Origin of the sequence: Amycolatopsis sp. NBC_01286 (assembly GCF_035982555.1) — a bacterium.
Lineage (GTDB): Bacteria > Actinomycetota > Actinomycetes > Mycobacteriales > Pseudonocardiaceae > Amycolatopsis.
On the sequence record NZ_CP108428.1, the window covers coordinates 4,941,810 to 4,963,893 of the forward strand.

The 22,084-nt window shown below is 71.9% G+C and carries 22 protein-coding genes; 11 read left to right on the top strand and 11 right to left on the bottom strand.

From position 1 onward, the window contains the following. Positions 1-41: 41 nt before the first annotated feature. The gene (locus OG570_RS23635; protein ID WP_326959343.1) at positions 42-1,430 is read right to left on the bottom strand and encodes an MFS transporter; all 1,389 of its coding nucleotides are present in this window, start codon (positions 1,428-1,430) and stop codon (positions 42-44) included. 127 nt (positions 1,431-1,557) lie between these two features. Here OG570_RS23635 and OG570_RS23640 point away from each other — a divergent pair, with 127 nt between their 5' ends. Both OG570_RS23640 and OG570_RS23645 read left to right on the top strand, forming a co-directional pair. Further along, entirely contained in the window at positions 1,558-2,130 is a 573-nt protein-coding gene (locus OG570_RS23640) for a TetR/AcrR family transcriptional regulator (RefSeq protein WP_326943394.1), read from the top strand. A gap of 115 nt (positions 2,131-2,245) precedes the next feature. Beyond that, positions 2,246-2,731 (top strand): DUF2127 domain-containing protein, encoded by a 486-nt coding sequence (locus OG570_RS23645; protein WP_326943393.1) that lies wholly within the window; start codon positions 2,246-2,248, stop codon positions 2,729-2,731. A gap of 2 nt (positions 2,732-2,733) precedes the next feature. On the opposite strand, the gene OG570_RS23650 is transcribed toward OG570_RS23645, so the two are convergent. Then, positions 2,734-3,441, bottom strand: a complete 708-nt coding sequence (locus OG570_RS23650) for a PP2C family protein-serine/threonine phosphatase (protein WP_326959345.1) — start codon at positions 3,439-3,441, stop codon at positions 2,734-2,736. A 125-nt stretch (positions 3,442-3,566) separates the two neighbouring features. Here OG570_RS23650 and OG570_RS23655 point away from each other — a divergent pair, with 125 nt between their 5' ends. Continuing rightward, a complete protein-coding gene (locus OG570_RS23655; protein WP_326959347.1) occupies positions 3,567-4,298 on the top strand; it encodes an AfsR/SARP family transcriptional regulator in 732 nt (243 codons plus the stop codon). On the opposite strand, the gene OG570_RS23660 is transcribed toward OG570_RS23655, so the two are convergent. After that, on the bottom strand, positions 4,277-5,023 hold the full coding sequence (locus OG570_RS23660; RefSeq protein WP_326959349.1) for a hypothetical protein: 747 nt from the start codon (positions 5,021-5,023) through the stop codon (positions 4,277-4,279). The genes OG570_RS23655 and OG570_RS23660 overlap by 22 nt on opposite strands. 82 nt (positions 5,024-5,105) lie before the next feature. On the opposite strand from OG570_RS23660, the gene OG570_RS23665 reads away from it, so the two are divergent. After that, positions 5,106-5,534, top strand: coding sequence for a nuclear transport factor 2 family protein (locus OG570_RS23665; protein ID WP_326959352.1), 429 nt, complete (start codon positions 5,106-5,108; stop codon positions 5,532-5,534). Positions 5,535-5,586: 52 nt separating this feature from the next. Here OG570_RS23665 and OG570_RS23670 read toward each other — a convergent pair whose 3' ends face one another. From OG570_RS23670 to OG570_RS23680, 3 genes are all read right to left on the bottom strand, one after another. Further along, the gene (locus tag OG570_RS23670) at positions 5,587-7,428 is read right to left on the bottom strand and encodes an ArnT family glycosyltransferase (RefSeq protein WP_326959354.1); all 1,842 of its coding nucleotides are present in this window, start codon (positions 7,426-7,428) and stop codon (positions 5,587-5,589) included. Continuing rightward, positions 7,428-8,684 (bottom strand): bifunctional glycosyltransferase family 2/GtrA family protein, encoded by a 1,257-nt coding sequence (locus OG570_RS23675; RefSeq protein WP_326943387.1) that lies wholly within the window; start codon positions 8,682-8,684, stop codon positions 7,428-7,430. The genes OG570_RS23670 and OG570_RS23675 overlap by 1 nt, the downstream gene beginning before the upstream one ends. Before the next feature lie 100 nt (positions 8,685-8,784). Next, positions 8,785-9,366 carry a hypothetical protein gene (locus tag OG570_RS23680; protein ID WP_326959356.1) on the bottom strand — a complete coding sequence of 194 codons (582 nt, stop codon included), beginning with the start codon at positions 9,364-9,366 and terminating at the stop codon, positions 8,785-8,787. A 668-nt stretch (positions 9,367-10,034) separates the two neighbouring features. Here OG570_RS23680 and OG570_RS23685 point away from each other — a divergent pair. Genes OG570_RS23685 through OG570_RS23700 form a run of 4 tightly spaced genes read left to right on the top strand, consistent with a single transcriptional unit; the run spans position 10,035 to position 13,675 of the window. Continuing rightward, positions 10,035-11,255 (top strand): helix-turn-helix domain-containing protein, encoded by a 1,221-nt coding sequence (locus OG570_RS23685; protein ID WP_326959358.1) that lies wholly within the window; start codon positions 10,035-10,037, stop codon positions 11,253-11,255. Between the two features lie 11 nt (positions 11,256-11,266). Beyond that, on the top strand, positions 11,267-12,010 hold the full coding sequence (locus tag OG570_RS23690) for a hypothetical protein (RefSeq protein WP_326959360.1): 744 nt from the start codon (positions 11,267-11,269) through the stop codon (positions 12,008-12,010). Further along, positions 12,010-12,639 carry a dCTP deaminase gene (gene dcd, locus OG570_RS23695; protein ID WP_442788326.1) on the top strand — a complete coding sequence of 210 codons (630 nt, stop codon included), beginning with the start codon at positions 12,010-12,012 and terminating at the stop codon, positions 12,637-12,639. The genes OG570_RS23690 and dcd overlap by 1 nt, the downstream gene beginning before the upstream one ends. Beyond that, positions 12,623-13,675 carry a thiamine-phosphate kinase gene (locus OG570_RS23700; protein ID WP_326959364.1) on the top strand — a complete coding sequence of 351 codons (1,053 nt, stop codon included), beginning with the start codon at positions 12,623-12,625 and terminating at the stop codon, positions 13,673-13,675. Before dcd ends, OG570_RS23700 begins: the two co-directional genes overlap by 17 nt. A 3-nt stretch (positions 13,676-13,678) precedes the next feature. Here OG570_RS23700 and OG570_RS23705 read toward each other — a convergent pair whose 3' ends face one another. Next, a complete protein-coding gene (locus OG570_RS23705; protein ID WP_326959366.1) occupies positions 13,679-14,194 on the bottom strand; it encodes a hypothetical protein in 516 nt (171 codons plus the stop codon). Positions 14,195-14,304: 110 nt separating this feature from the next. Further along, entirely contained in the window at positions 14,305-14,571 is a 267-nt protein-coding gene (locus tag OG570_RS23710) for a hypothetical protein (RefSeq protein WP_247055308.1), read from the bottom strand. A gap of 355 nt (positions 14,572-14,926) precedes the next feature. Between OG570_RS23710 and OG570_RS23715 the strand changes: the two genes are divergently transcribed. Then, a complete protein-coding gene (locus tag OG570_RS23715; protein ID WP_326959368.1) occupies positions 14,927-15,997 on the top strand; it encodes a helix-turn-helix transcriptional regulator in 1,071 nt (356 codons plus the stop codon). Further along, positions 15,994-17,157, top strand: a complete 1,164-nt coding sequence (locus OG570_RS23720) for a hypothetical protein (protein ID WP_326959370.1) — start codon at positions 15,994-15,996, stop codon at positions 17,155-17,157. Before OG570_RS23715 ends, OG570_RS23720 begins: the two co-directional genes overlap by 4 nt. Here the strand turns inward: OG570_RS23720 and OG570_RS23725 are convergent. The 3 genes from OG570_RS23725 to OG570_RS23735 form a co-directional block, all read right to left on the bottom strand. Next, the gene (locus OG570_RS23725) at positions 17,105-17,659 is read right to left on the bottom strand and encodes a GNAT family N-acetyltransferase (RefSeq protein ID WP_326959372.1); all 555 of its coding nucleotides are present in this window, start codon (positions 17,657-17,659) and stop codon (positions 17,105-17,107) included. The two genes, OG570_RS23720 and OG570_RS23725, sit on opposite strands and share 53 nt — an antisense overlap. A gap of 111 nt (positions 17,660-17,770) precedes the next feature. Next, positions 17,771-19,717, bottom strand: a complete 1,947-nt coding sequence (locus OG570_RS23730) for a glycosyltransferase family 39 protein (RefSeq protein ID WP_326959374.1) — start codon at positions 19,715-19,717, stop codon at positions 17,771-17,773. A 4-nt stretch (positions 19,718-19,721) separates the two neighbouring features. After that, positions 19,722-21,284, bottom strand: coding sequence for a sensor histidine kinase (locus OG570_RS23735; protein ID WP_326943376.1), 1,563 nt, complete (start codon positions 21,282-21,284; stop codon positions 19,722-19,724). Between the two features lie 190 nt (positions 21,285-21,474). Here OG570_RS23735 and OG570_RS23740 point away from each other — a divergent pair, with 190 nt between their 5' ends. Further along, on the top strand, positions 21,475-22,080 hold the full coding sequence (locus OG570_RS23740) for a hypothetical protein (protein ID WP_326959376.1): 606 nt from the start codon (positions 21,475-21,477) through the stop codon (positions 22,078-22,080). The last annotated feature ends 4 nt before the right edge of the window (positions 22,081-22,084 follow it).

Consider the following 22,084-nt stretch of genomic DNA (forward strand, 5'->3'; position numbering starts at 1 on the left):
CTTACCGGCCATAAGAGCCGGTAAGGAGGCCTTCACGGCTTTCAGGCGCGGCGCAGGGAGGGGAGCATCGCGGCGACGCCGAGTGCGGCCACGATCAGCGGGACCACCAGGGCGGCCTGCAGGCCGCTCAGGAGGTCGCCGCCGGTGGCGGTCACCGCCGACACCACGCCCAGCGCCACCGCCGGCCCGACCTGGAACGACGTGTTCACCAACCCGCCCGCCAAGCCTTGGTCCGCGGCCGGGACGCTGTCGGCCGCGGCCATCGTCAGCGGGCCGTAGGTGAGCGTGAAGGCCAGCCCGACCAGCAGGAACGCGGGCAGCATCAGCGTCACGTACCCGCTGGTGGCGTCCAGGAACCGCAGGAGCGCGTACGCCGCCACCGACGAGGTGAGCCCGGCCAGCGCGACGCGCCCCGAGCCGAACCGGCCGACCAGCGGCGCGGCGATCCGCGGCGCGAGCAGCGCCACGACCAAGCCGCTCGGCGCCACCGCGAGCCCGGTCTCCAGCGCTGACCAGCCGCGGAAGTCCTGCAGGTAGAGCGTGACGATGAACAGCGCGCTCACCCAGCCGCCCAGCAGCGACAGCGCCCCGACGGCGGCCCGCACCAGCGCGCCCGACCGCAGCACGCCCAGCCGGACCAGCGGCGCCGAAACCCGCCGTTCGATCACGGCGAACGCGGCCAGCAGCACCACGACCGCCGCCAGCGAACCGAGCGTGCGCACCGACGCCCAGCCCGCGTTCGGCGCCTCGACCAGCGTGAACACCAGGAGCAGCATCGCCGCCGTGATGGTCGCGGAGCCGGCGACGTCGAAGCCGCCGGTCCGGGCGGGACGCGGTGCGCGCTGCACCACGGCCAGCGCGCCGGCCAGGGTCGCGAGCGCGACGACCACCGGCGCGTGGAACACCCACCGCCAGCTGACCTCGGTGAGCAGCCCGCCCGCGACGAGCCCGAGCGAGAAGCCGGCCGCGCCGGTCGCGCTGTAGATCGAGAGCGCCTTGTTGCGGACCGGGCCCTCGGTGAAGCTTGTCGTGATGATCGAGAAGCCGGCCGGGGCACTGAACGCGGCGCTCACGCCGGTGACGAACCGTGCGGCGATGAGGAGCGGGCCGTCGGTGGCGAAGCCGCCGAGCGCGGTCGCGACGGCGAACACCGCCAGCGAGCCGATCAGCATCCGCCGGCGCCCGAGCAGGTCGGCGGCGCGCCCGCCGAGCAGCAGGAAACCGCCGAAGCCGAGGACGTAACCGCTGACCACCCACTGCAGCGAGGCGGTGGTCAAACCGAGCTCGGCGCCGATCGACGGCAGCGCGACGCCCTTCATCGAGACGTCGAGCGCGTCGAGGAACATCGCGCCGCAGAGGACGAGGAGCAGGCCGCGGGCGCGGGGCGTCATGCGGTCGTGGACCGCGGCCGGAGACGTGGAGACGGTCAAGGGAACCCCCAAGTGAGACGGACCGATCGGTCCGGGACCGAACGGTCCGAATCATGACGGCGGCGCGGACACGGTGTCAACCAGGGATTCCACGATGTGGACCATTCGGTCCGGTACGATGGGGCGCATGCCGCGCAAGCCCACGCCGGACGCCCGAGAGCGCATCCTCGAAACCGCCACCCGGCTGTTCAACCAGCAGGGGGTGCACGCGGTCGGGATGCAGCAGATCATCGACGAGTGCAGCTGCGGCAAGAACCTGCTCTACAGCCAGTTCGCGAGCAAGGACGAGCTGGTCGTGGCCTACCTGCGGCGCTGCAGCGGGGACTGGGAGCACATCGTCGCGGACGCGAAAGCGGCCGCCGACGGCCCGGAGGGACAGCTGGTCGAGCTGGTGCGCGAGGTCGGGATCCGCGTCAACGTCCCGGGCACGCGCGGCTGCCCGCTGCGCAACACCTTCGCCGAGTTCCCCGAGCGCGAGCACCCGGCGCACCAGGTGTCGCTGGACCACTTCGTGCGGGTCCGGACGCAGCTGCGGGAGCTGGCCCGCTCGACGCCGGCGGCCGAACCGGACCGCCTGGCCGACCGGGTCATGTTCATCATCGACGGCCTGTACACGAACGGCCCGATCTTCGGCGAAGAGGGAATGAAGACGGCGGTCGCGTTCGCGGAAGACGTGGTGCGCTCGGAAACGGCCGGCTGATCGGCCGACTGATCGAGTGACACCGGACGGACCGGACCGGCCGGACAGCCTGGCACGAAAGGCGTGAAAACCGCCCCCACGTGCGCGGATCCACCGTTCGTGCTGAGGTGGGGGCATGGCGGAAACCAAGCCGACGGCGACCGAGCGGTTCTTCCGGATCGCGATCGCGATCAAGGGCCTCGACGGCGCCCTGCAGGTCGTCGGGGCGCTGATCCTCGCGTTCATCCCGGCGTCGACCGTCAGCGGGTTCACCCACGCGGTGATCACCCGCGACCTGCTCGGCGACCCGTCGGGCACGCTCGCGCGGCACCTCGAATCGGCGACCGAGAACTTCCTGCACGGCGACACCAAGACGTTCGCCGTCGCCTACCTGCTGGCCCACGGCCTGATCAAGCTCGGCCTGGTCTGGGCGCTGGCGCGCAAGATCGTCCCCGCCTACCCGATCGCCGCGGTGATCCTCGCCGCGTTCGTCGTCTACGAGGTCTGGCGCGCGATCCACACCCACTCGATCGCGCTGCCGTTCTTCGCCGCCTTGGACGTCATCATCATCGTCTTGGTACTACGCGAATACCGGCAGCTGAAACGCGAACGCGCTAACTAGCCTCACGCGGCGACGGGAAATCGCACCGTAATGCTGTCGGCCTCCACTGCCTCGACGTAGAGCGCGGTCGCGTTGTCGGATCCGCCGTGGGCGATCGCGGCCTCGACGAGTTCCGCGGCCCCGTGCGCCGGATCCGCGAGGATGGCGCGGATCTCGGTCCCGGTGAGCGGTTTGTGGACGCCGTCACTGGTCAGCAGCAGCCCGCCGCCGGTCACCTCGGCCGTGCCGATCTCGTGCGGTTTCGTCGTGCGGACGCTGGTGGTGACCACGTGTTCCATCCGCGGCGTCACCGGCTGGCGGCGGGCGCGGAAGTACTCGGCGAGCGTGTGGTCGGTGGTCAGGCGGCGTAGCGCCGTGCCGTCCCAGGCGTACGCGCGGGCGTCGCCGACCCAGGCGATGCGGTAGCCGCCGGCGACCGGCACGGCGACGACGAGCACGGCGTCGCCGTAGCTGCGTTCCCGGACGGCCTGCTGTGCGGCGAGAACGGCCTCGACCGGTCCTTTGTGGACCGGAGTGCGCGCGGCGGCCGCGGCGGCGACGCGCGCGGCCTGGGCGGCGGCCGGGTCGTCCCCGACGCCGTCGGCGAGGGCGAAGACGATGCCGGGCGCGCCGGCCGCGGCGTAGGCACCGACGGCGTCGGCGTTGTGCGAACGGGGGCCCTGCGCACTCGCGGTGTGCCAGCGCGGGTAGCCCGGACGGGTGGTGATCATCGCGGCCTCCTCATCCCTCATCCCTCATCCTCTGACCTCCATGATCCGCGCCGTTCCTGTGGGCGGTCTGAGACTTTCCTGTGCCCGCGGTGTCAGTCCCGGTACGGTGGGAACGGGGTGGGGGGATGGAGTTCCGGATTCTGGGCCCGTTGGCGGTGTGCCGTGCCGACGGCCGCCCGGCCGTGCTCGGCGGCCGCAAGCCGCGGACGCTGCTGGCGGCGTTGCTGCTGGCCCGCGGCCGGGTGGTGCCCGACGAGCGGCTGATTTCCCTGGTGTGGGACGGCGTCCGGCCCTCGACGGTCGACGCGCAGCTGTGCACGTACGCGTCCCGGCTGCGGCGGGCGTTACCGGCCCGGCTCGTCCGCACGGGTGGCGGTTACCTGCTGGAGCCGAGCGGCACCCTCGACGCGCAGGAGTTCGAACGGCTCGCGTCGGCCGGTGCGGCGGCGTTCCGGGCGGGCTCGGCTTCCCGTGCGGCCGGGTTGTTCCGCGCCGCGCTGGACCTGTGGCGCGGTCCGGTCCTCGCCGACGTCGCCGAACCGCTCCGCGCGGGCTCGGCGGCGCGGTTCGAGGAACTCCGGCTGGCCGCGCTGGAAGGCCGTATCGAAGCCGACATCGCGGTGGGCGACCACTTGCGAGCCGTCCCCGACGCGACGGGGCTCGTCCTCGAACACCCGCTGCGCGAGCGCGCGCTCGCGTTGCTGATGGCCGCGCTGTGCGCGAGCGGGCGGTCGGCGGACGCGGTGGAGGTGTACCACCGGGGCCGGCGCGTCCTCGACGAAAAGCTGGGGATCACGCCGGGCCCGGCGTTGCGAGCGGCTTACGAGCGGGTGCTTCAGCCCAGTCCGGAGGGATAGGGCGAGGACTGGAAGTCACGATCGAGCTGCGCGGGCTCCCGCGGCAGCCAGTAGCGGGCGAAGGCGCGGACCTGCCCCGCGGGCAGCCCGGGGTTGACGTGCCGGTGGTCGGGTTTCGCGACGGACTGCAAGGCCCAGGCGAAGCCGAGCACGGGATCGATCCGCGTCCACCGCTGACGATCGATCCCGAGCAGCATCTGCGCGCGCTGGATCGCGTGCCAGAAGTGGTAGCTGGAGGGCGGGTTCCCGTCCATGGTGTGCACCTCGGACTCGACGGGTTCGCGTCGAGGATCGAAGAGAACCCCCTGCCCGAAGTCGGCGAACGCTCTGACGAGGCCCGCTTCGTCCCCGCGGTAGAAGCGGTCGAAGTTCCCGAGCTGCAGCTTCGACAGCGTCCGCAGCGGCGCTTCGACGGGCTTGACGAACTCGAGGTAGTTCTGCGGGTAGGAAGGCTCTTTGCTGAAGGCGAGCCACCTGCTGGCGATGCTTTCCTGGCCGAGGTACCCGAACAACGCGGTGTAGGCGGCACTGGTTTCCGGCGACGGGTGGTACAACGCGATTTCGTCGAGCTGGTACCAGACTTCGTTGGCCCGCCGATCACCCAGCATCCCGGGCACGGGCGGCAATACGTTCGTGTCTGCTTCCGCTGTCCCGCTCAGCAGGACGGACCCGGCCGTGGCAACGGCGGCCCCGGCGGTGATCTTGAGCAGGCTCCGGCGATCCATGTCTACCCCCTGTGGGCGACCCCCGCCGCCCTCGCCGCCACCGTACGGAGGGTTTCTATACTTTTTCTGTACGATCATTTCCGTGGATGACACCCGGGCGATCGAGAACCTGATCTACCGGTACGCGTCCCTGGTGGACGCAGGGGACTTCGCCGCCGTCGGCGAGCTGTTCGCATCGGGCGCGTTCGCCGGCAGCGGCGGCGTGGCCCGCGGCGCTCCGGAAGTCGCCGGAATGCTGCAGTCGACGGTGATCCGGTACGACGACGGAACTCCGCGCACGAAGCACGTGACAACGAACGTGTCGATCTCGCTCACCGGGGACACGGCTGAGTCGCGGGCGTATTTCACGGTGTTGCAGGCAGTGCCGGGCTTCCCACTGCAAACGATCGCGGCGGGCAGTTACCAGGACACGTTCACCCGCTCCGCGGGCGAGTGGCAGTTCACGGAACGCCGGGCCACGGTCGACCTGGTCGGCGACGTCAGCCACCACCTGCGTACAAAGAGGTCGTGAGTGGTAATGCGGGTTAGAACCCTGATTACCACTCACGACCCCTAGGCCGCGCTCACTTCTGCAGGTCGTAGACCGTGGAGCCGTCCACTGTCGTGGCTGTGAAGTTGGCCGTCACCCACTCGGTGATCTCGCTCGATCCGCCGCCCGGGCCGCCGCCGCGGCCGCCGTCGATGAAGTACTTCACCTCGCCCGCCGCGACGTACGCCTTGAACTCGGCCAGTGTCGGGGCCGGGTCCGAGCCGCTCCAGCCGCCGATGCCGATGACCGCCTTGCCGCTCGCCAGTTCCAGCGATGCCGCGCTCTGCGAACCCGTCGTCGCCGCCGCCCACTCGGTCGTCGTCGACGCCAGCAGCTTGCCGACCGCGCTGGACGCCGAGTCTTCGCCGCCGCCGAAGCCGCCCATCGCGCTCGACGTCGGGCCGGACGTCGGGATCGATCCGCTGTGGGCCACCGACGCCGTCTCGACGCCGTAGGCGACGGTCGAGACGCCCAGCGAAAGCACCACCGCCGCGGCCACCACCGCCACCACCCGGCGCACCGGCGGCACGCCCACCACCAGCACCGTGGCGGCCAGCACGCCGAGCACCGCGATGATCCAGCGCAGCGCCGGGAACCAGTCCGGCGTGCGGTCCAGCAGGATGAACGACCACACCGCCGTCGCCACGACCATGCCGGCCAGCACCGCCCGCGGCGCCAGGTTCACCCGGCCCTGCCACAGCGCGCGGCCCGAAATCGCGACCATCGCGGCGATCGCCGGCGCCAGCGCGACCGAGTAGTACGGGTGGACGATGCCGCTCATGTAGCTGAACACCAGCGCCGTCACGACCAGCCAGCCGCCCCACAGCACCAGCGCCAGGCGCGTCCGGTCGGTGCGCGGCGCGCGGCGGGTGAACCACAGGCCGGCGACCAGGCCGATCAACGCGGCCGGCAGCAGCCACGAGATCTCGACGCCGAAGCTGGCGCCGAACATCCGGAACAGCCCGGACGTCCCGCCGAAGCCGGTGTTGCCGCCCATGCCACCGCCGCCGCCGGGGCCGCCGCCTTCGCCACCGCCGAAGATGCGGGACAAACCGTTGTAGCCCAAGGCGAGTTCGAGCAGGCTGTCCCCTTCGGACCCGCCGATGTAGGGCCGGGACGCCGTCGGCCACAGGTCGACCAGCGCGATGAACCAGCCCGCCGAGACGACCAGCGTCACCACCGCGCCGCCCAGGTGCAGCAAGCGCTTGCCGAGCGACGTCGGCGCCGCGATCAGGTAGACCAGGCCGAACGCCGGCAGCACCAGGAACGCCTGCATCATCTTGGTCAGGAAGCCGAACCCGATCGCCGCACCGGCCAGCGCGAGCCAGCCGGGCGACGCCTTTTCCGTGGCGCGCACGACGAAGTAGGCGCCCGCGACCATCAGCAGCACGAGCAGCGCGTCCGGGTTGTTGAACCGGAACATCAGCGCCGCCACCGGCGTCACCGCGAGCAACGCGCCCGCCATCAGCCCGGCGATCGGGCCGGACGTCCGCTTCACCGCCAGGTAGAGGATGCCGACCGACGCGACACCCATCAGCGCCTGCGGTGCCAGCACGGTGAAGCTGGAGAAGCCGAAGATCCGCGCGAACGCCGTCCCGACCCACAGTGCGGCCGGCGGCTTGTCGACGGTCAGGACGTTGCCGGAGTCGAGCGAGCCGAACAGCCACGCCTTCCAGCTCTGCGTCCCGGACTGCACGGCGGCGGCGTAGAACGAGTTGCCGAAGCCGGACGCGGTCAGGTTCCAGAAGTAGAGCACCGCGGTCGCGGCCAGCAGCCCGAACACCGACGGGCGGACCCAGCGCGGGGGTGCGGGCGCCGCGGAGTCCTTGCGGTGGCGCGGTTCCTGCGTCACGGGGTCGGACAGGACGGCGGTCATCAGTACTCCTTCTGGGTGGCGCCCTGGCGGCGCGGGTTGAACACCCAGCCGCGCAGGAGCAGGAACCGGAGGACCGTGGCGGCGAGGTTCGCCAGCACGAGCACGGTGATCTCCAGGACCAGGCCGGGGGTGGTGGAGCCGTGGAGCAGGGCGAGCGCGCCGCTGGTCAGTGCCAGGCCGAGGCCGAACACGATCAGCCCTTCGAACTGGTGACGTCCCGCGCCACCGCGGCCCCGGATGCCGAACGTGAGCCGGCGGTTGAGCGCGGTGTTCGCGATCGCCGTCACCAGCAGCGCGGCGAAGTTCGCGGGCTGCGCGCCGACGGCCGTGCGCAGCAGCAGGAACAAGACGAGGTACGCGAGCGTGCTGCTGACGCCGATCGCGGCGAACCGCACGAGCTGCGTCACCAGCCGCGGCGGCACCCCGGGTGCCTCCACCCCGATCGGCTGCCGGCCGAGCTGCTCGCGCAGCCGGCTGATCGGGATCTCGCCGGTGAACGTCGCTTTCGTGACGCGGGCGATGCCCTTGAGGTCCGCGGTGGCCGTCTTGACGATGTTGACCGACGAGTCCGGGTCGTCGACCCAGTCGACGGGCACCTCGTGGATCCGCAGCCCGGCGCGTTGGGCGAGGACGAGCAGTTCGGTGTCGAAGAACCAGCCGGTGTCCTCGACGTGCGGCAGCAGTTCCCGGGCGACGTCGGCGCGGATGGCCTTGAACCCGCACTGCGCGTCGCTGAACTTCGCGGCGAGCGTCGAGCGGAGGATCAGGTTGTAACAACGGGAAATGAACTCGCGCTTCGGTCCCCGCACGACGCGCGCGCCCCGGGCGAGCCTGCTGCCGATGGCGAGATCGGAGTGCCCGGACAGCAGCGGCGCGACGAGCGGCGCCAGCGCGGCCAGGTCGGTCGAGAGATCGACGTCCATGTAGGCGAGGACAGCGGCGTCCGAGGCCCGCCAGACGGCGTTGAGCGCGCGGCCGCGGCCCTTCTCGTCCAGGTGGTGGACCTCGACCTCGGGGAACTCCCGGGCCAGCCGCTCCGCGACCGGCAGCGTCGCGTCGGTGCTCGCGTTGTCGGCGACGGTGATCCGGTACGGGTAGGAGACGTGTTCGGCCAGGTGCGCGTGCAGCCGGCGGATGCACGGTTCGAGGTCGGCCTCTTCGTTGTGGACCGGGATGACGACGTCGAGAACCGGCTGCGGGCCGGCCAGGTCGACCGGGACGGTCCCGGGCCGTGAAGCGGAGGCGGTGGCTGTCATGACGACCACAGTCGTGGGTCCCGCTTTGGTGACCGTGTGATCGCCCTGTGCGGTTGCTGTGCGCCGCCCCCGGACGGGTGGACGCCGGGGGCGGCGCGGCTCAGCTGTGCACGCGCAGCGGGACGATCTCCTGCGGGTTGCCGCGTTGCGCGGGCACCCACCGCGGCGGCGCCGTGCAGACGGCCACCGTCACCAGGCTCGCGAACCGCGGATGGCGGTCGACGTAGACCTCCGTCGCGAAGCACGCCGAAGCGATCAGCGCGCGAGCGTCACGGATCTGCCGGAACTCCAAGCCGGCCGGGCAGAACACGGTGACCAGGATTTCGCCGTCCCGCTCCCGCGTCCACAGGATCGCCGGCCGGCGGCCGTCCAGGGTGCAGACGCGGGCCCTGGCGGACGTGGCCCGGAGGCGGTGCTGCACGACGATCGCGCGCAGCCGGCCCCGCAGGTAGCGGCGGCCGGCGCGCCAGTAGAAGACCCAGTGGAACGCGCACGCCAGGGCCACCGCGAACCAGAGCGGGCCGAGCCACTGGAAGAGCACGACGAGCGAGTAGGGCAGCAGGGTGACCGCCGCGATCTCGTAGCGCCAGTGGTAGGCCCACAGGAACGGGTTGGGTCGTTTCACCGGGGTGAGCTGCCGGGCCAGCTCGGTGACGTGCTCGGGAGTGTGCTTGCGGGTCATGACCGTGCTCCTCTCCAGCCGTCGGCGACCGGGACCGCGGTCTCGGGTGCCGAGCGAATGACTCCGGTACCGGCGCAGGCCGGGCAGGCGGCGCCGTCGGTGGGGCTGAGCCCGTGGCCGCCGCAGGATCGGCAGGCGCTGACGGTGTCCCAGCGGGGATCGCGGTAGGTGCGGGTCCGGCCGTTCGCGGCGCGGTGCACCTGCCAGCCGCGGGCCTCGGCCCGGGCGTCCTCGTCGGCGGCGAAGAGCCATTCGCCGAGGACAGCGAGTACTCGATCGAACCGGCCACGCCGGCGGGACGTAGGTAGGTTGTGGTCTTCCATCGGGACACCCCCAAACTGCGCGCGAACTTCGGAGGGCAAGCCCGGCCGGCTCGGCGTAGGGGTTGCCCGCGGGCGGCTCGGGGAGGCCGCCGGACACTTTCCGCAGTGCCTCAGGTGCGCGGGGTCGCGACCGATCCGTGGCCGGGAGGGCCGCGAGCTGCGGATACAACCCGTTCGGGCGAGTCGCTCAGGGTTGGCAACCGCGAGGAGCCGCCGATGGGATAAGGTGCGCTCTGTGTCCACAAATTGTCACCTCCCTACGGTCGCCTACCTATGTAGGTAAGTCCAATGAACCGGACTTACCTACATGATAAGTCGACTGTGGCCCAGCCGATAGGTACTGATGTGGTAACGACGCCTGAACAGGTGGGCGACGAGCTGCGCCGGCTGCGCAAGGCCGCCCACGAAACCCAGGCGGACGTGGCCCGGATCGTCGGGGTGAGCCGGGCCAACCTGACGCAGTGGGAGACCGGGCGCTACCTCCCCTCGACGGACAACGCGCGGCTGCTCGACGATCACTTCCGGGCGGCGAACATGCTGTTCGACCTAGTGGAAGGCGCGAGGTCGCCCGCGTCGGCGGGGTCGGTCGTCACCACCGGTGGCTCGCTGCTCGAAGTCCTCCGGCGGGCGGGGCACAGCCTCGCCGGGCACGTGATCCGCGACGACGACGGCCAGGCGGTCGGCTGGCGGCACAACCTCCAGCAGCAGGGCGAGCAGACCACGCTCGCCACCGCCTACGGGATCTCCGCGATGATCGTGGTAGGCGAGCCCTACATCGGCCTACACAACGTCGTCGTGGATCTCTACGAGAAGCGGTCCGAATTCGGGTGGCAGGGGCGGTCGAGCGGTCGCCGGCCGGAGGTGACCGCCGCGGTGGTGGACGCCCTCTCCCAGGCGAGCACCCTGCTCTCCGCCGACGAAGGTCTGCACTACCTCGAACGCTCGCTGGACGGCTACAGCCGGACCCGGCCGTTCCTGCTGGCCACGGCGTTGCGTTCGGCGGTCCGGCTCCGGCCGGACGCGCCGTTGACCCGCAAGCTCGCCGACGACCTGCTCGCCACCCGTCTCGACTTCGACGGCCTGCTCCTGTGGGGCGAGAAGAAGGAGCCGCGGCTGGTGGCGCCGGAGCCGTCGGCCGCGCACACCGCGCGGGCCGTCGTGGCTCTTCGCGCTTTGCTGCGCGGCGGCGGGGAGCGTTCCGACGTCCGTGACGCCGTCGAGACGGCTACGCAGTGGCTCATCGAGCGGGCCCACCCGGACGACGGGGTCTCCGAGGAACTGGCGCTGCCCCAACCCGGCGGCCGCCAGCCGGTCCGGGTGAACATCAAGCACTTCACGGCCGCGTGGGTCCTTCAGGTGCTGGCCGAGGCGCCCCACGTGCCGACGGCCAGGCTGAGCCGCGCGCTCGGCTCCCTCTGGGAACGTCATGAGCCGAGCCTGGGCCTGTGGGCCTGGGGCAGCGGCGACCTGCCGATCTGGATGACGCTCGACGCCGTCACGGCCCTCCGCGCGGCCGCGCTCGCGTTCGCAGTACCTGCCCTTCTCCCCCCGAACGCCGCAGAATAGAGCGTCGCACGATGAGCACCACGTCACTGACGGCCCTCGACGATCACCGGTTTCCGCGCGGGCTCGCGGAAACCCTGGGTCGCGACGGCGCCGCGTTGTCCAATCTCGAAAAGGCGGCGTGGGAGATCCGCGTCGAGCCGCGGCCGTTCGTCAGCTGGCTGGCCGGGCTCCTGACGAACGACGCGAAGGTCGCCGAGATCGCCGGACGCTCGTACTGGCACCCCAACGGTTTCGCGAAGCTGGTCCTCCACACTTCGGCCGAGCCGGAGTTCCGGATCCGGCTGCACGTCTGGCCCGAGTCCGACGTCGTTTCGCCGGGGGAGTCGAACCCGCACAGCCACCGGTGGGAGTTCGCTTCCCACATCCTCGTGGGCACGGGCATGCACATGGTCGAGTTCACGGAGGTCGCCGACGGCGGCAAGCCGTTCCGGCGTTACCGCTACGGCGCCGATCCCGCGCACCCGGCCGCGCTCGTCACCGACGGCGAAGTGCGGTTGAAACGCCACAGATCCCCGCACGTCGTGCGCGGCGAGGTGTACTCGTGCGACACGGACGTGGTGCACACGGTGCGTCCGATCGACGCGGGACTGACCGCCACCGTCGTGATCCAGGGACCGCGCCGGACGCCGGCCACGGTGGTCTACTGCGAGCCGGGCGAGAGCGACGACCAGCCGAACGGCGTGCTGTCCGAAGCGGACTTCCGCCGGCTCGTGACGGCCGTACTAGCGGCTTTCAAGTCAGAGGCCGCATCATGATGCCGGTGCAGCTGGGATTCCGTGACAGAAAGCGCCGGTTGCCCGTCCGGCGCGCGCGTCGCGGGGTGCTGACCGACAAGGCCATCAAACGCGCCGTCTCGGCCGGGGAACTGACCGTGAAGCCGTTCGAGCCGGCGATGCTCCGGCCCGCCGCGCTCAGCCTGCGGCTCGGGTACGAGGCGTTCAGCCTCGCCACGACCGGTCCGGTCGACATCGCCGACCGGTCGACGTACCCGGAGCTGGTCCCCAAGGAGCTCGACGCGCAGGGCCGGCTGGCCGTCGAACCCGGCGAGGTCGTGCTCGCGCCGACGCTGGAGAAGATCGGTCTCTCCGAGAATCTCGTCGGGCTCGTCGACGGCACCAGCGACTACGCGCGGCTCGGCATCGGCGTCGTGCTGTGCGGTCAGGTCAGCCCCGGCTTCGGCCGCGGCAAGCTCGCCGTGATCACGCTGGAGATCGTCAACCACCTGCGTCACCCCGTCCTGTTGTACCCGGAGACCCGGATCTGCAACTTGATGCTGTTCGCCTCGACCGGCAGCGAGCAGCCCTACGACGTCATGCCGCACAACTACTCGAGCGACCACGCCGTCGCCGCGTCCCGATTGGCCGACCATGTCCGACGCAACTGAAGAGTGCCTGGGTGACCTCGGCGAACGGGGGATCCAGGAACGAGTCCTGCGACCGCGGTACGCCGGCACGGAGGGCTTCGGCGACGACAGCGCCCTGCTCGCCTCGGTGACGACGCCGAGCGAGCTCGTCGCGACCACCGACAGCTGCCCGACGCCCGTGGTCAACCTCCTCGGCGAGCCCGATCTCTACCACTCGGGCTGGCTGCTGGCCACGATCAACCTGTCGGACCTGGCCGCCGCCGGCGCCGAGCCGCTCGGGCTCGTCGTCAACTACACCCTGCCCAAGGGCACGACGGTGCGGGAGTTCGAGCGCCTGCTCGACGGCGTCGACGACTGCTGCGCCGCCCACGGCACCAAGGTCGCGGGCGGCGACATCCGGGACGGCGAAGTCGTCCAGCTGACGGCGACGGCCATCGGCCGGTGTAACCCGGGCAGCCGGCTGCGACGCTCCGGCGCCCGAGCCGGGGATCGCCTGCTGCTGGTCGGTTCGCCCGGTCACCTGTGGGCCGCGGCCCTGCTGAAGACGGGACAGGCGACGCTCCCGGCGGCCGAGGCCGCCGAGCTCTGGCGACGAGCGTGCGAGCCCATGGCCCAGCTGAAGGCCGGGCAGCTGCTGGCCACGACCGGCTTCGCGCAGGCGGCGATGGACGTCTCCGACGGCCTGTTCGCCACGGTCCGCACGCTCTGCGAGGCGAACGGCGTCGGCGCGGCCGTCAGTGCGGATTTCCGGCTGGACGACCTGGTGGCGAAGGTGGCCGCTCAGGCGAAACTGGACCCCTTCGACCTCGCCCAGACCTGGGGCGACTGGGGACTCGTCGTCGTGGTCCGCGAAGAGGACGCCAGGCTCGTCACGAAGACGCTGCGCGAAGAGGGCATCGCCGCTCAGGAGATCGGAACCCTGACGGCGGACGAGAAGCTGACGCTGGGGCCCGAGACCGCTGCCTGGCGCGGGATCGCGCAGGAGCGGTTCTCGGCCAGCTCGTGGCACGGCGGGGAGCCGGCCACGGTGATCACCGACATGTTCAAGGCGCGCTGACCCTCAGCTGTGCGCCCGCAACGGGACCACGTTGCTCGGCAGCACCGCGCGTCCCGGCTCGTGGTGGGCTTCGGTCGGGCTGATCGTCAGCGTCACCAGGCTCGCGAACCGCGGGTGCCGGTCGACGTACACCTCGGGGACGTCACAGGCCGCCGCGAGGATCCGGCGGTGCCGGTGGAGGTGCTCGAACGCCTCACGGCCGTAGAGCGAGACCACGATGTCGCCGGCGCGGGGGCGGGTCCACAGGATCGCCGGGCGGTGGCCGCCGGGCAGCCGCAGTGCCGGGAACGCCGCGCGCAGCCGGTGCTGCACCACCACCGCGCGGATCCGGGTCCGCACGTGCCGGCGTCGCAGCAGGGCCAGTGCCAGGACGGCCGCCAGCGTCCCCGACGCCCACGCCGGGCCGGCCCAGAGGCCGAACATCACCAGGCCGTAGGGGAGGAGCGTCACGGCGAGCAGCTCCCACCGCCAGTGGTACACGCGCATCGGGAACGGCGAATGTGCCTGCTGTGTCGTCATTTCCTTGCTCCTTCCGGTCGGTCGGCGACGGAGGAGGCCGCCGAGGTGGCGCACGAGACGTCCGGCGGCGATGACCAGCACGAGTGCCGTGACGATCACCGGCCCGGAGGTCATGTCGGAATCCGCGTCTTCGCGGCGGGCTCGGGCCGCAGGTCGCGGTCGCGGCCGAGCAGCCAGGTCCAGCGCCAGCCCGCCCAGATCGCGGCGACGGAGCCCAGCAGGATCAGCACGAAAGCCTGGCCCACCAGCCCGTCGAGCGGGGCCAGCCGGAGCAGGACGAGCAAGGCCCAGACCTGCGAAGCGGTGAAGGGGATGACGAGCCCGGCGGCGAAGACGCCCCGGCGCCAGCGGCTGCGCGGCGTGGTGGTGGGGTCCATCAAAAGCCCTCCTCTGCGGTGGATCCAGGAAACCTCCGGCTCGTCCCGGCTCGTGTGCCAGCTGACTCACAAGGCGGGATTCGTTCGCGAAACTCGACGTCCGCCCAGGCGGCGGAAGGTGACCGACCGCGCTGGACCAGTTATTCAGTGAAGTTCAGTAAAATCGACTGTAAGGTCTGGATTTGACTGTAGCAACGGAGGAGAATCGGACGTTACCGCTTCGCTGCACAGTAAAGCCCCGGCTGCTCATGCTTCGGTCCCGGCTGCGGCGGGTCGGCGGCAGGCGCTGGGCCATTCGTGGGTACAATTGTGCCCCTGCTCACGCCACTGAAATTTACTGAAGGGCGGCGGAGTCGTGTCCCCAGCCGAGTCGCGCCGTCCTGCGCTCGCCCGGCGCCTGCGCGCGCTGCGGGAAGAGCAGTGGCCCGAGCTGGGAATCACTCAGGCGCAGATCGCCCACGCGATCGGTGGGAGCAGGCCGCTCAGCATTTCGCTCATCTCCTCCTGGGAGAACGCCGAAAAGCCCATCGCCCCGCCGGTCCGGCGGCTGGACGCCTACGCCACGCTGTTCGCCACGCCGCGGTCGGTCAACGGCGAAACCGTGCGGGTGCTCCCACTCGACCAGCTGACGGACGAGGAGCGCGACCGGCACGACGAGCTGCTCGGGGAGCTGCTGTCGCTGCGCGACGGGCGTGACCGCGCGGCCGAACCGGTGCCCGACATCTGGAGCTTCCCGGAGAACGAGGACGTCACCATCGTCTGCGCCCAGCTGCCGACGGAGTACCGGCAGCACCTGACCTACGCCGACCCGGACAGCGCGGACTTCGTCTCGCTCTACACCTACGCCGACCCGGACGCCCTGATCGAGCTGTTCGGGCACATCCGGTCGGTCAACCCGCAGCACCAGGTCAGCTTCCACACCACGGCGGAGCTGACCCCCGACGACTACACGACCCACCTGGTCCTGCTCGGTGGCGTCGACTGGAACACCGTGACCCGCGACGTCATCGAACGCGTCGACCTCCCGGTGGAGCAGGTAGCCCGTGCCGACGAGGCACCGACCAGCGAACCTGGCGGCTTCCGAGTGCGACGAGATGGCGGGTCGGAGCTCTTCCCGCCCCAGTTGGACAGCGAAGGTCACCTGTTGGAAGACGTGGCACATTTCTACCGGGGGGTGAGCCCGTTCAACCGAAAGCGCACCGTAACCGTGTGCAACGGTATGTACGGTCGTGGCACCCTCGGCGCGGTTCGCGCCCTCACCGACGTCAAGTTCCGGGACCGGAACAGCGGTTTCGTGCGGGACCGGTTCGGCGGCGCGAAGTCGTTCAGCATCATCAGCCGGGTGCAGGTCGTCGCCGGCAAGGGCCTGACCCCGGACTGGACCGTGGCGGACAACCGGCTGCACGAGTGGCCGGAAGCCGCGTGACCGCGCGGCAACACCAGTCGCACCAAGACCTCCTGGTCCACGTCGATGCCGCGGCCGCGCCCCGGGCGGCGCTGGACGCGGTCATCGTGCCCAACGGCCGGACAGCTCCCTACCTGCGGCAAGCCATCGCGGCGGCCAAGGAGCGCGACGTCCTCCTGCTCGTGCTGAGCAGCATGCGCGGCGACGCTTCCAGCGCGGCTTTGGAGGCGAAACGGGCCGGCGTCCGGGTCGCGGCCATCGACATCGACGACGTGCCCCGCCGGGTCGTGCCCGAGTTCGCCACCGACAAGCTGCTCCGTCTCCACAAGTTCGATCGGCGGGTCGACACCAGCCGCAAGCGGAACCTCGGTCTGCTCATCGCGGTCCTCGCCGGGTGGCAGCGGATCCTCTTCCTCGACGACGACATCGTGCTGCCCGACCCCGCGGACGTCTCCGCGGCGGCCGGGCTGCTCGGCGAGCACGCGGTCGTCGGGCTGGCCAACTCCGGGATGCCGGACAACTCCGTGGTGTGCCACGCGCTTCGCGACATCGGGGCCGCGCAGAAGACGTTCATCGGCGGCGGCGCGCTCGTGGTCGGCGAACGGGCGTTCGGCTCGTTCTTCCCCAACATCTACAACGAGGACTGGTTCTTCCTGCTGGACGGCTTGCGGCTGCGGCCGTCGGCCGTCACCGGAACGGCGATCCAGCACCCCTACGACCCGTACCGGGACGCCCGCCGCGCCCGCGGTGAGGAGCTGGGCGACACCCTCGCCGAAGGGGTGTACGGCCTGCTGGACAACGGTCTCGGCCTCGCGGACGCCGACGAGAAGTACTGGCGTGAGTTCCTGCCGGACCGGCGGCGGATCATCAGCACGACCATCGAGCAGGTGCTGGCGTCGGCGATCGAGCCGGCGCAGAAGGCCCGGATGGTCGCCGCGCTGAAGGCCGCGATCGGGCGCAGCCACCTGATCACGCCGGAGCTGTGCGTGGCGTACTTGCGGGCCTGGCAAACGGATTGCGCGCGGTGGCGCAAGCACATCGGCCGGTACCCGCGCGGCATCGGCGTCGACGGCGCGCTCGCCGCCCTGCAGATCGGCCACCTGGTCCAGCCGGGCGTCGACGGGCGGATCAGTGCCGGGGTGAAACGCCGATCCGCGTCTCCGTTCTTGGCGCGGGCGTGACCGGCACGAGATCCTTGACCAGCACGTGACAGCGTTCCGGCTCGTACCGGACACCGCCGTCCGGGCGGGTCGTCCGCGCGAAGCAGACGACCTCGCCGTGGCCCCAGTCCTCGTAGCCGAGGCGGCGGTACAAGCGCGCCGCCGCCGGGTTGTCCGTGCGGACCGCCAGGGCCACCCGCTCGTGGCTGTGCTCCCGCAGGTGTCCCTCCACCGCGGCGACCAGCGTCCGGCCCACGCCCCGGTCGCGCAGCTCGTGGTGCACCTGCAGGTGGGTGAGCAGGGCGACGCCGGGCAGGTGACGGCGGATCGGGTACTCCTCGGCCTCCTCCAGCCACAGGTAGACCTCGCCCGCCGGGCGGTAGCGGAGCCAGGCCACGAACAGCATCCCGAGGCCTTTTCGCTGCCGGTCGAAGCGGTCGATGAGGAATTCGCGGTCACCGAGGGCTACGGCGAAGGGTTCCAGGTCCGCGGAGCGAGCCGGCCGTACGCAAGGCTCGGTCATCGGCTGGGACTCCTGTTCGCCCGGGGCACCACCAGTGTGCCGGAGGCACCGGCGCCCTGACCAGGTTGCCCGACGCGGCCGCGGCGTCACACCCTGCTTTCGTCGGGTTGCTCAGGCGGTCAGGTCGTAGACCGTCACTCCGTCCACAGTGGACGCCTGGTGGGTCGACGCCACCCAGTCGGCGATCTGCTGGGCCGCGTCCGAGCCGCTGCTGCCCTGCATCGTCATGCCTTCGCCGAGGAAGTAGTGGATCCGGCCGCTCGCCACGTACTGCTGGAACTGCTCGAGCGTCGGGTACGGGTCCGTGCCGTTGAAGCCGCCCACCGCCATCACCGGGGCGCCGCTCGCCAGCTGGTAGCCCGCGGCTGCGTTCGACAGCACCGTGGCCGCCGTCCAGGTGTACTTCGCGGTGTCCTGCTTCAGCAACGCCGTGAGCTGGGCGCCCGGTAGCGTCGTCGTCAGCAGGGAGCCCGGGCCGCCGCCGCGTCCACCGCCGCCGAAGCCGCCGGGAGCGCCGCCCGGGCCGCCGCCGAAACCGCCGCCGCGGCCGCCGAAGCCCGACGTGGGGCCGGCCGACGGGATCGCGCCGCTGTGTGTGGTCGCCGCCGTGGCCAGGGTGTACGCGCCCGTGCCGGCCAGCAGGACCACCAGGGCCAGGGCCGCGACCGAGGACGCCGCCCAGCGGGTCAGGTGGGCCGCGAAGAACAGGCCCACTGCCGCCAGGAGACCACCGACCAGGACCGTCGGGGCCAGCCAGGGCTGCCACGTCGAGCCGGACAGCAGCAAGTACGTCGTGACCGCCGTCAACGCGACGCCGCCGCTGAGCAGGCCCGACGCCGACGGCCGCGAGCGCAGACGCCACAGCTGCACCGCCGCCGTGCCGACCAGCGCGGCGATCGCCGGGGCCAGTGCCACGGTGTAGTACGGGTGGATGATGCCGCCCATGTAGCTGAACACCAGGGCCGTCACCAGGAACCAGCCGCCCCAGACGATCAGGGCCGCCCGCGAGCGGTCCGTGCGCGGTGCGCGGCGGGTGAACCACAGGCCCGCGCCCAGCGCCAGCAGCGCGGCGGGGATCAGCCAGGCGATGCCGCCCGCCATCTCGCTGCCGAACAACCGGGTCAGGCCGGTCGAGCCCCAGCCGCGGCCGGCACCGCCGCCGACGCTGCCCACCTCGTCGCCCGTGATGCGGCCGAAGCCGTTGTAGCCGAAGACCAGCTCCCACAGGGAGTTCGTCTGCGAGCCGCCGATGAACGGCCGGTCCGCCGCCGGCCACAACGCGACGACGACCAGGTACCAGCCCGCGGCGACGATCGTCGCGCCCAGTGCGCCCAGCAGGTGCAGCAGCCGCTTGCCGAGCGGCACCGGCGCGGCCACCAGGTACGCCACGGCGAACGCGGGCAGCACCAGGAACGCCTGCAGCATCTTCGCCAGGAACCCGAACCCGACCGCGACACCGGCCAGGGCCAGCCAGCCGGGGCCGGCCTTCTCGAGCGCGCGGACGACGCAGTACGCGGCCGCGACGAGCAGCAGCACGAGCAGCGCGTCCGGGTTGTTGAACCGGAACATCAGCGCCGCCGCCGGGGTCAGCGCCAGCACCAGCCCGGCGACCAGGCCCGCGGCCGGGCCGGACGTGCGTTTCACCGTCGCGTACAGCAGCCAGACCGAGCCGACGCCCATCAGCGCCTGCGGCACCAGCACGCTCCACGCGCTCACGCCGAACACCCGCGTCGAGAGCCCCAGCACCCACAGCGCGGCCGGGGTCTTGTCGACGGTGATCGCGTTCGCCGCGTCGCTCGAGCCGAAGAACAGCGCCTTCCAGCTCTGCGAACCCGCCTGCGCGGCCGCCGAGTAGAAGGCGTTGGCCCAGCCGGACGCGCCGAGGCCCCACAGGTAGAGCACCGCCGTCGCCAGCAGCAGCCCGGCCAGTGCGGGCCGTTGCCAAGCGGGACGTGCGGGTGCGGCGGGTTCGCGCGACGCGGCACCGGCTTCGTTTCGGGGGCTACGGGTGGCGGAGCCCCCGGCCCGGGGCGAAGCCCCGGATGTCACTGCGGTCATGAGATCAGCTTCCGGTGCCCAGCTGGGGCCGGGTTGTGCCGATGCTGTGCACGCGCTGTGCAGGAACGGCCACCGGGAGGCGCACCGCGAACTCCGTCCGGCCGGGGCGGCTGTGCACCTCGATCGAGCCGTGGTGGGCGACGACGACGGCGGACGCGATCGCCAGCCCGAGACCGGTGCTGCCGGCCTGGCGCGAGCGCGACGTGTCACCGCGGGCGAACCGGTCGAAGACGTCCGGGAGCAGGTCGGGGTTGATGCCGGGGCCGTCGTCGGTCACCGTCACGACGGCGCTGCCGTCGGCGGAGCGGGCGAGCGCGGTCGTCACCGTGGTGCCGGGCGGGGTGTGCGTGCGGGCGTTGGCCAGGAGGTTCGCCAGCACCTGGTGCAGGCGCTGGACGTCGCCGTGCACGAGCACCGGGTCGGGCGGCAGCGCGAGCTGCCACCGGTGGTCGCGCCCGGCGACCCGCGCGTCGCCGACGGTGTCCGCGACGAGCCGTGTGAGGTCGACTTCCCGCACGTCCAGGGGCCGGCCGGCGTCGAGCCGGGCGAGCAGCAGCAGGTCCTCGACGAGCGTCGTCATCCGGACGGCCTCGGACTGGATCCGGGTCATCGAGTGGGCGACGTCCGGCGGCACCAGCGAGCTGCCGCGGGCCGCCAGCTCGGCGTACCCGCGGATCGCGGCCAGCGGGGTGCGCAGCTCGTGGCTGGCGTCCGCGACGAACTGGCGGACGCGCAGTTCGCTGTCGTGGCGGGCTTCGAGGGCCTGCGCGACGTGCCCGAGCATCAGGTTCAGCGCCGAGCCGACCTGGCCGACCTCGGTCCGCGGGTCGGTTTCGGACTCCGGGACGCGGATGGACAGCGCCACCTGGCCGCGGTCCAGCGGCAGCTCGGTGACGCGCCCGGCGGTCGCCGCGACGCGCTCGAGCGGCCGCAGCGTGCGGCGGACCGCGAACGCGCCGAGGAACGCCGCGCCCAGCACGCCCGCGGCGGCGACGCCGAAGAGGATGAGCCCGACGGTGAGCAGGGTGTCGTTGACCGGCTTCATCGGCAGGCCGGTGACCACGACGTCGGCCGACCCGGTGACCGGCAGCGCCATCAGCCGGTACTCGCCGAGGTCGTCGAAGGAGACCGTGTGTGGCTTGCCGTCCGCGGGCACCGACAGCAGCACGCCCTGCTGGGCCGCGGACAGGTGCAGCCGGTCCCCGTGCTCGGAAATGCTGTCGTCGTGCACCAGCGACTGCCCGGAGAAGGTGCCGCTGACCGTGCCGACGTTCTGCCCGAGCGGGTGCTCGCCCGTGCCCTGGTCCTGGGGCGGCGGCTGGCCCGGCAGGCCGTTCTGCCGCCCGGCGTTGCTCGCGAAGACCTGCGAGCGGGTGGCCGCGGCCGTCAGCTGCTGGTCGACCTGGCGGGTGAGGAACACGTCGAGCGCGAACTCGCTGACGACCCCGACGATCAGGCACACCACGGTGAGCAGCACGACCATCGAGCCGGTCAGCTTCGTGCGCAGCGAAAGGCGCCCCGGCCGGCCGGACCGGTGGGGGCGGGGCGTGAGGGTACGCGCGGCCATGGCTTCAGCGTCCGCCGCGGCCGTGTGCGCGGCTTGTGTGCTGCCTGTGAGGCGGCTGTGCGGTGATCGGCCCGGCGCGGGATGTCCGGTTCCTCCGGTCACAGGAACGGCTGACGGTCAGCACAGTGCGCACACAGCGTGGGGCCGGACTGTGGGTTGCGGCAACGCATCCCGTGAAGGAGCAACAACCATGACCACACCGCAGGCCCCGCAGCAGACACCGTCCACTTCGGACCCGGCGTGGGGTGCCGCGCCCGCCGCCCCGGACGGCGGCTGGGGCGGTGCGCCCGGCCCCGCGCGCCCGGCTTGGTCCACCGGCAAGAAGGTCGCCGCGGGGGCCGTCGCGGCCGTGATCGTGGCCGGCGGGGGAGCGGCGATCTGGGCCGCTTCGTCGTCCGCCACGACCGACAGCGCGGCCGGCCCGGGTGGCATGCAAGGCGGCCCGGGTGGGACCCAGGGCGGCCCCGGCGGCGCGGGCGGGCTGGGTTCGGCACTGCACGGCGAGTACGTCGCTTCGGACGGGAACGGTGGCTACGTCACGAAGATCATGCAGACCGGCAAGGTGACGGCGCTGAGCGCGACGTCGCTGACCGCCCGGAGCGACGACGGCTTCTCGAAGACGTACACGATCACCTCGGCCCAGGCGACGGGCGTGGCGTCCGGCGACACGGTCACGGTGGTGGCCACGGAGTCGGGCACCGCGGCGACGGCGACGGCGGTGACCGAAGGTACCGCCGGCGCGGGACAACAGGGCCGGCAGGGCCAGGGACAACAGGGGCAGCCGCCCACGGGCTGACGCG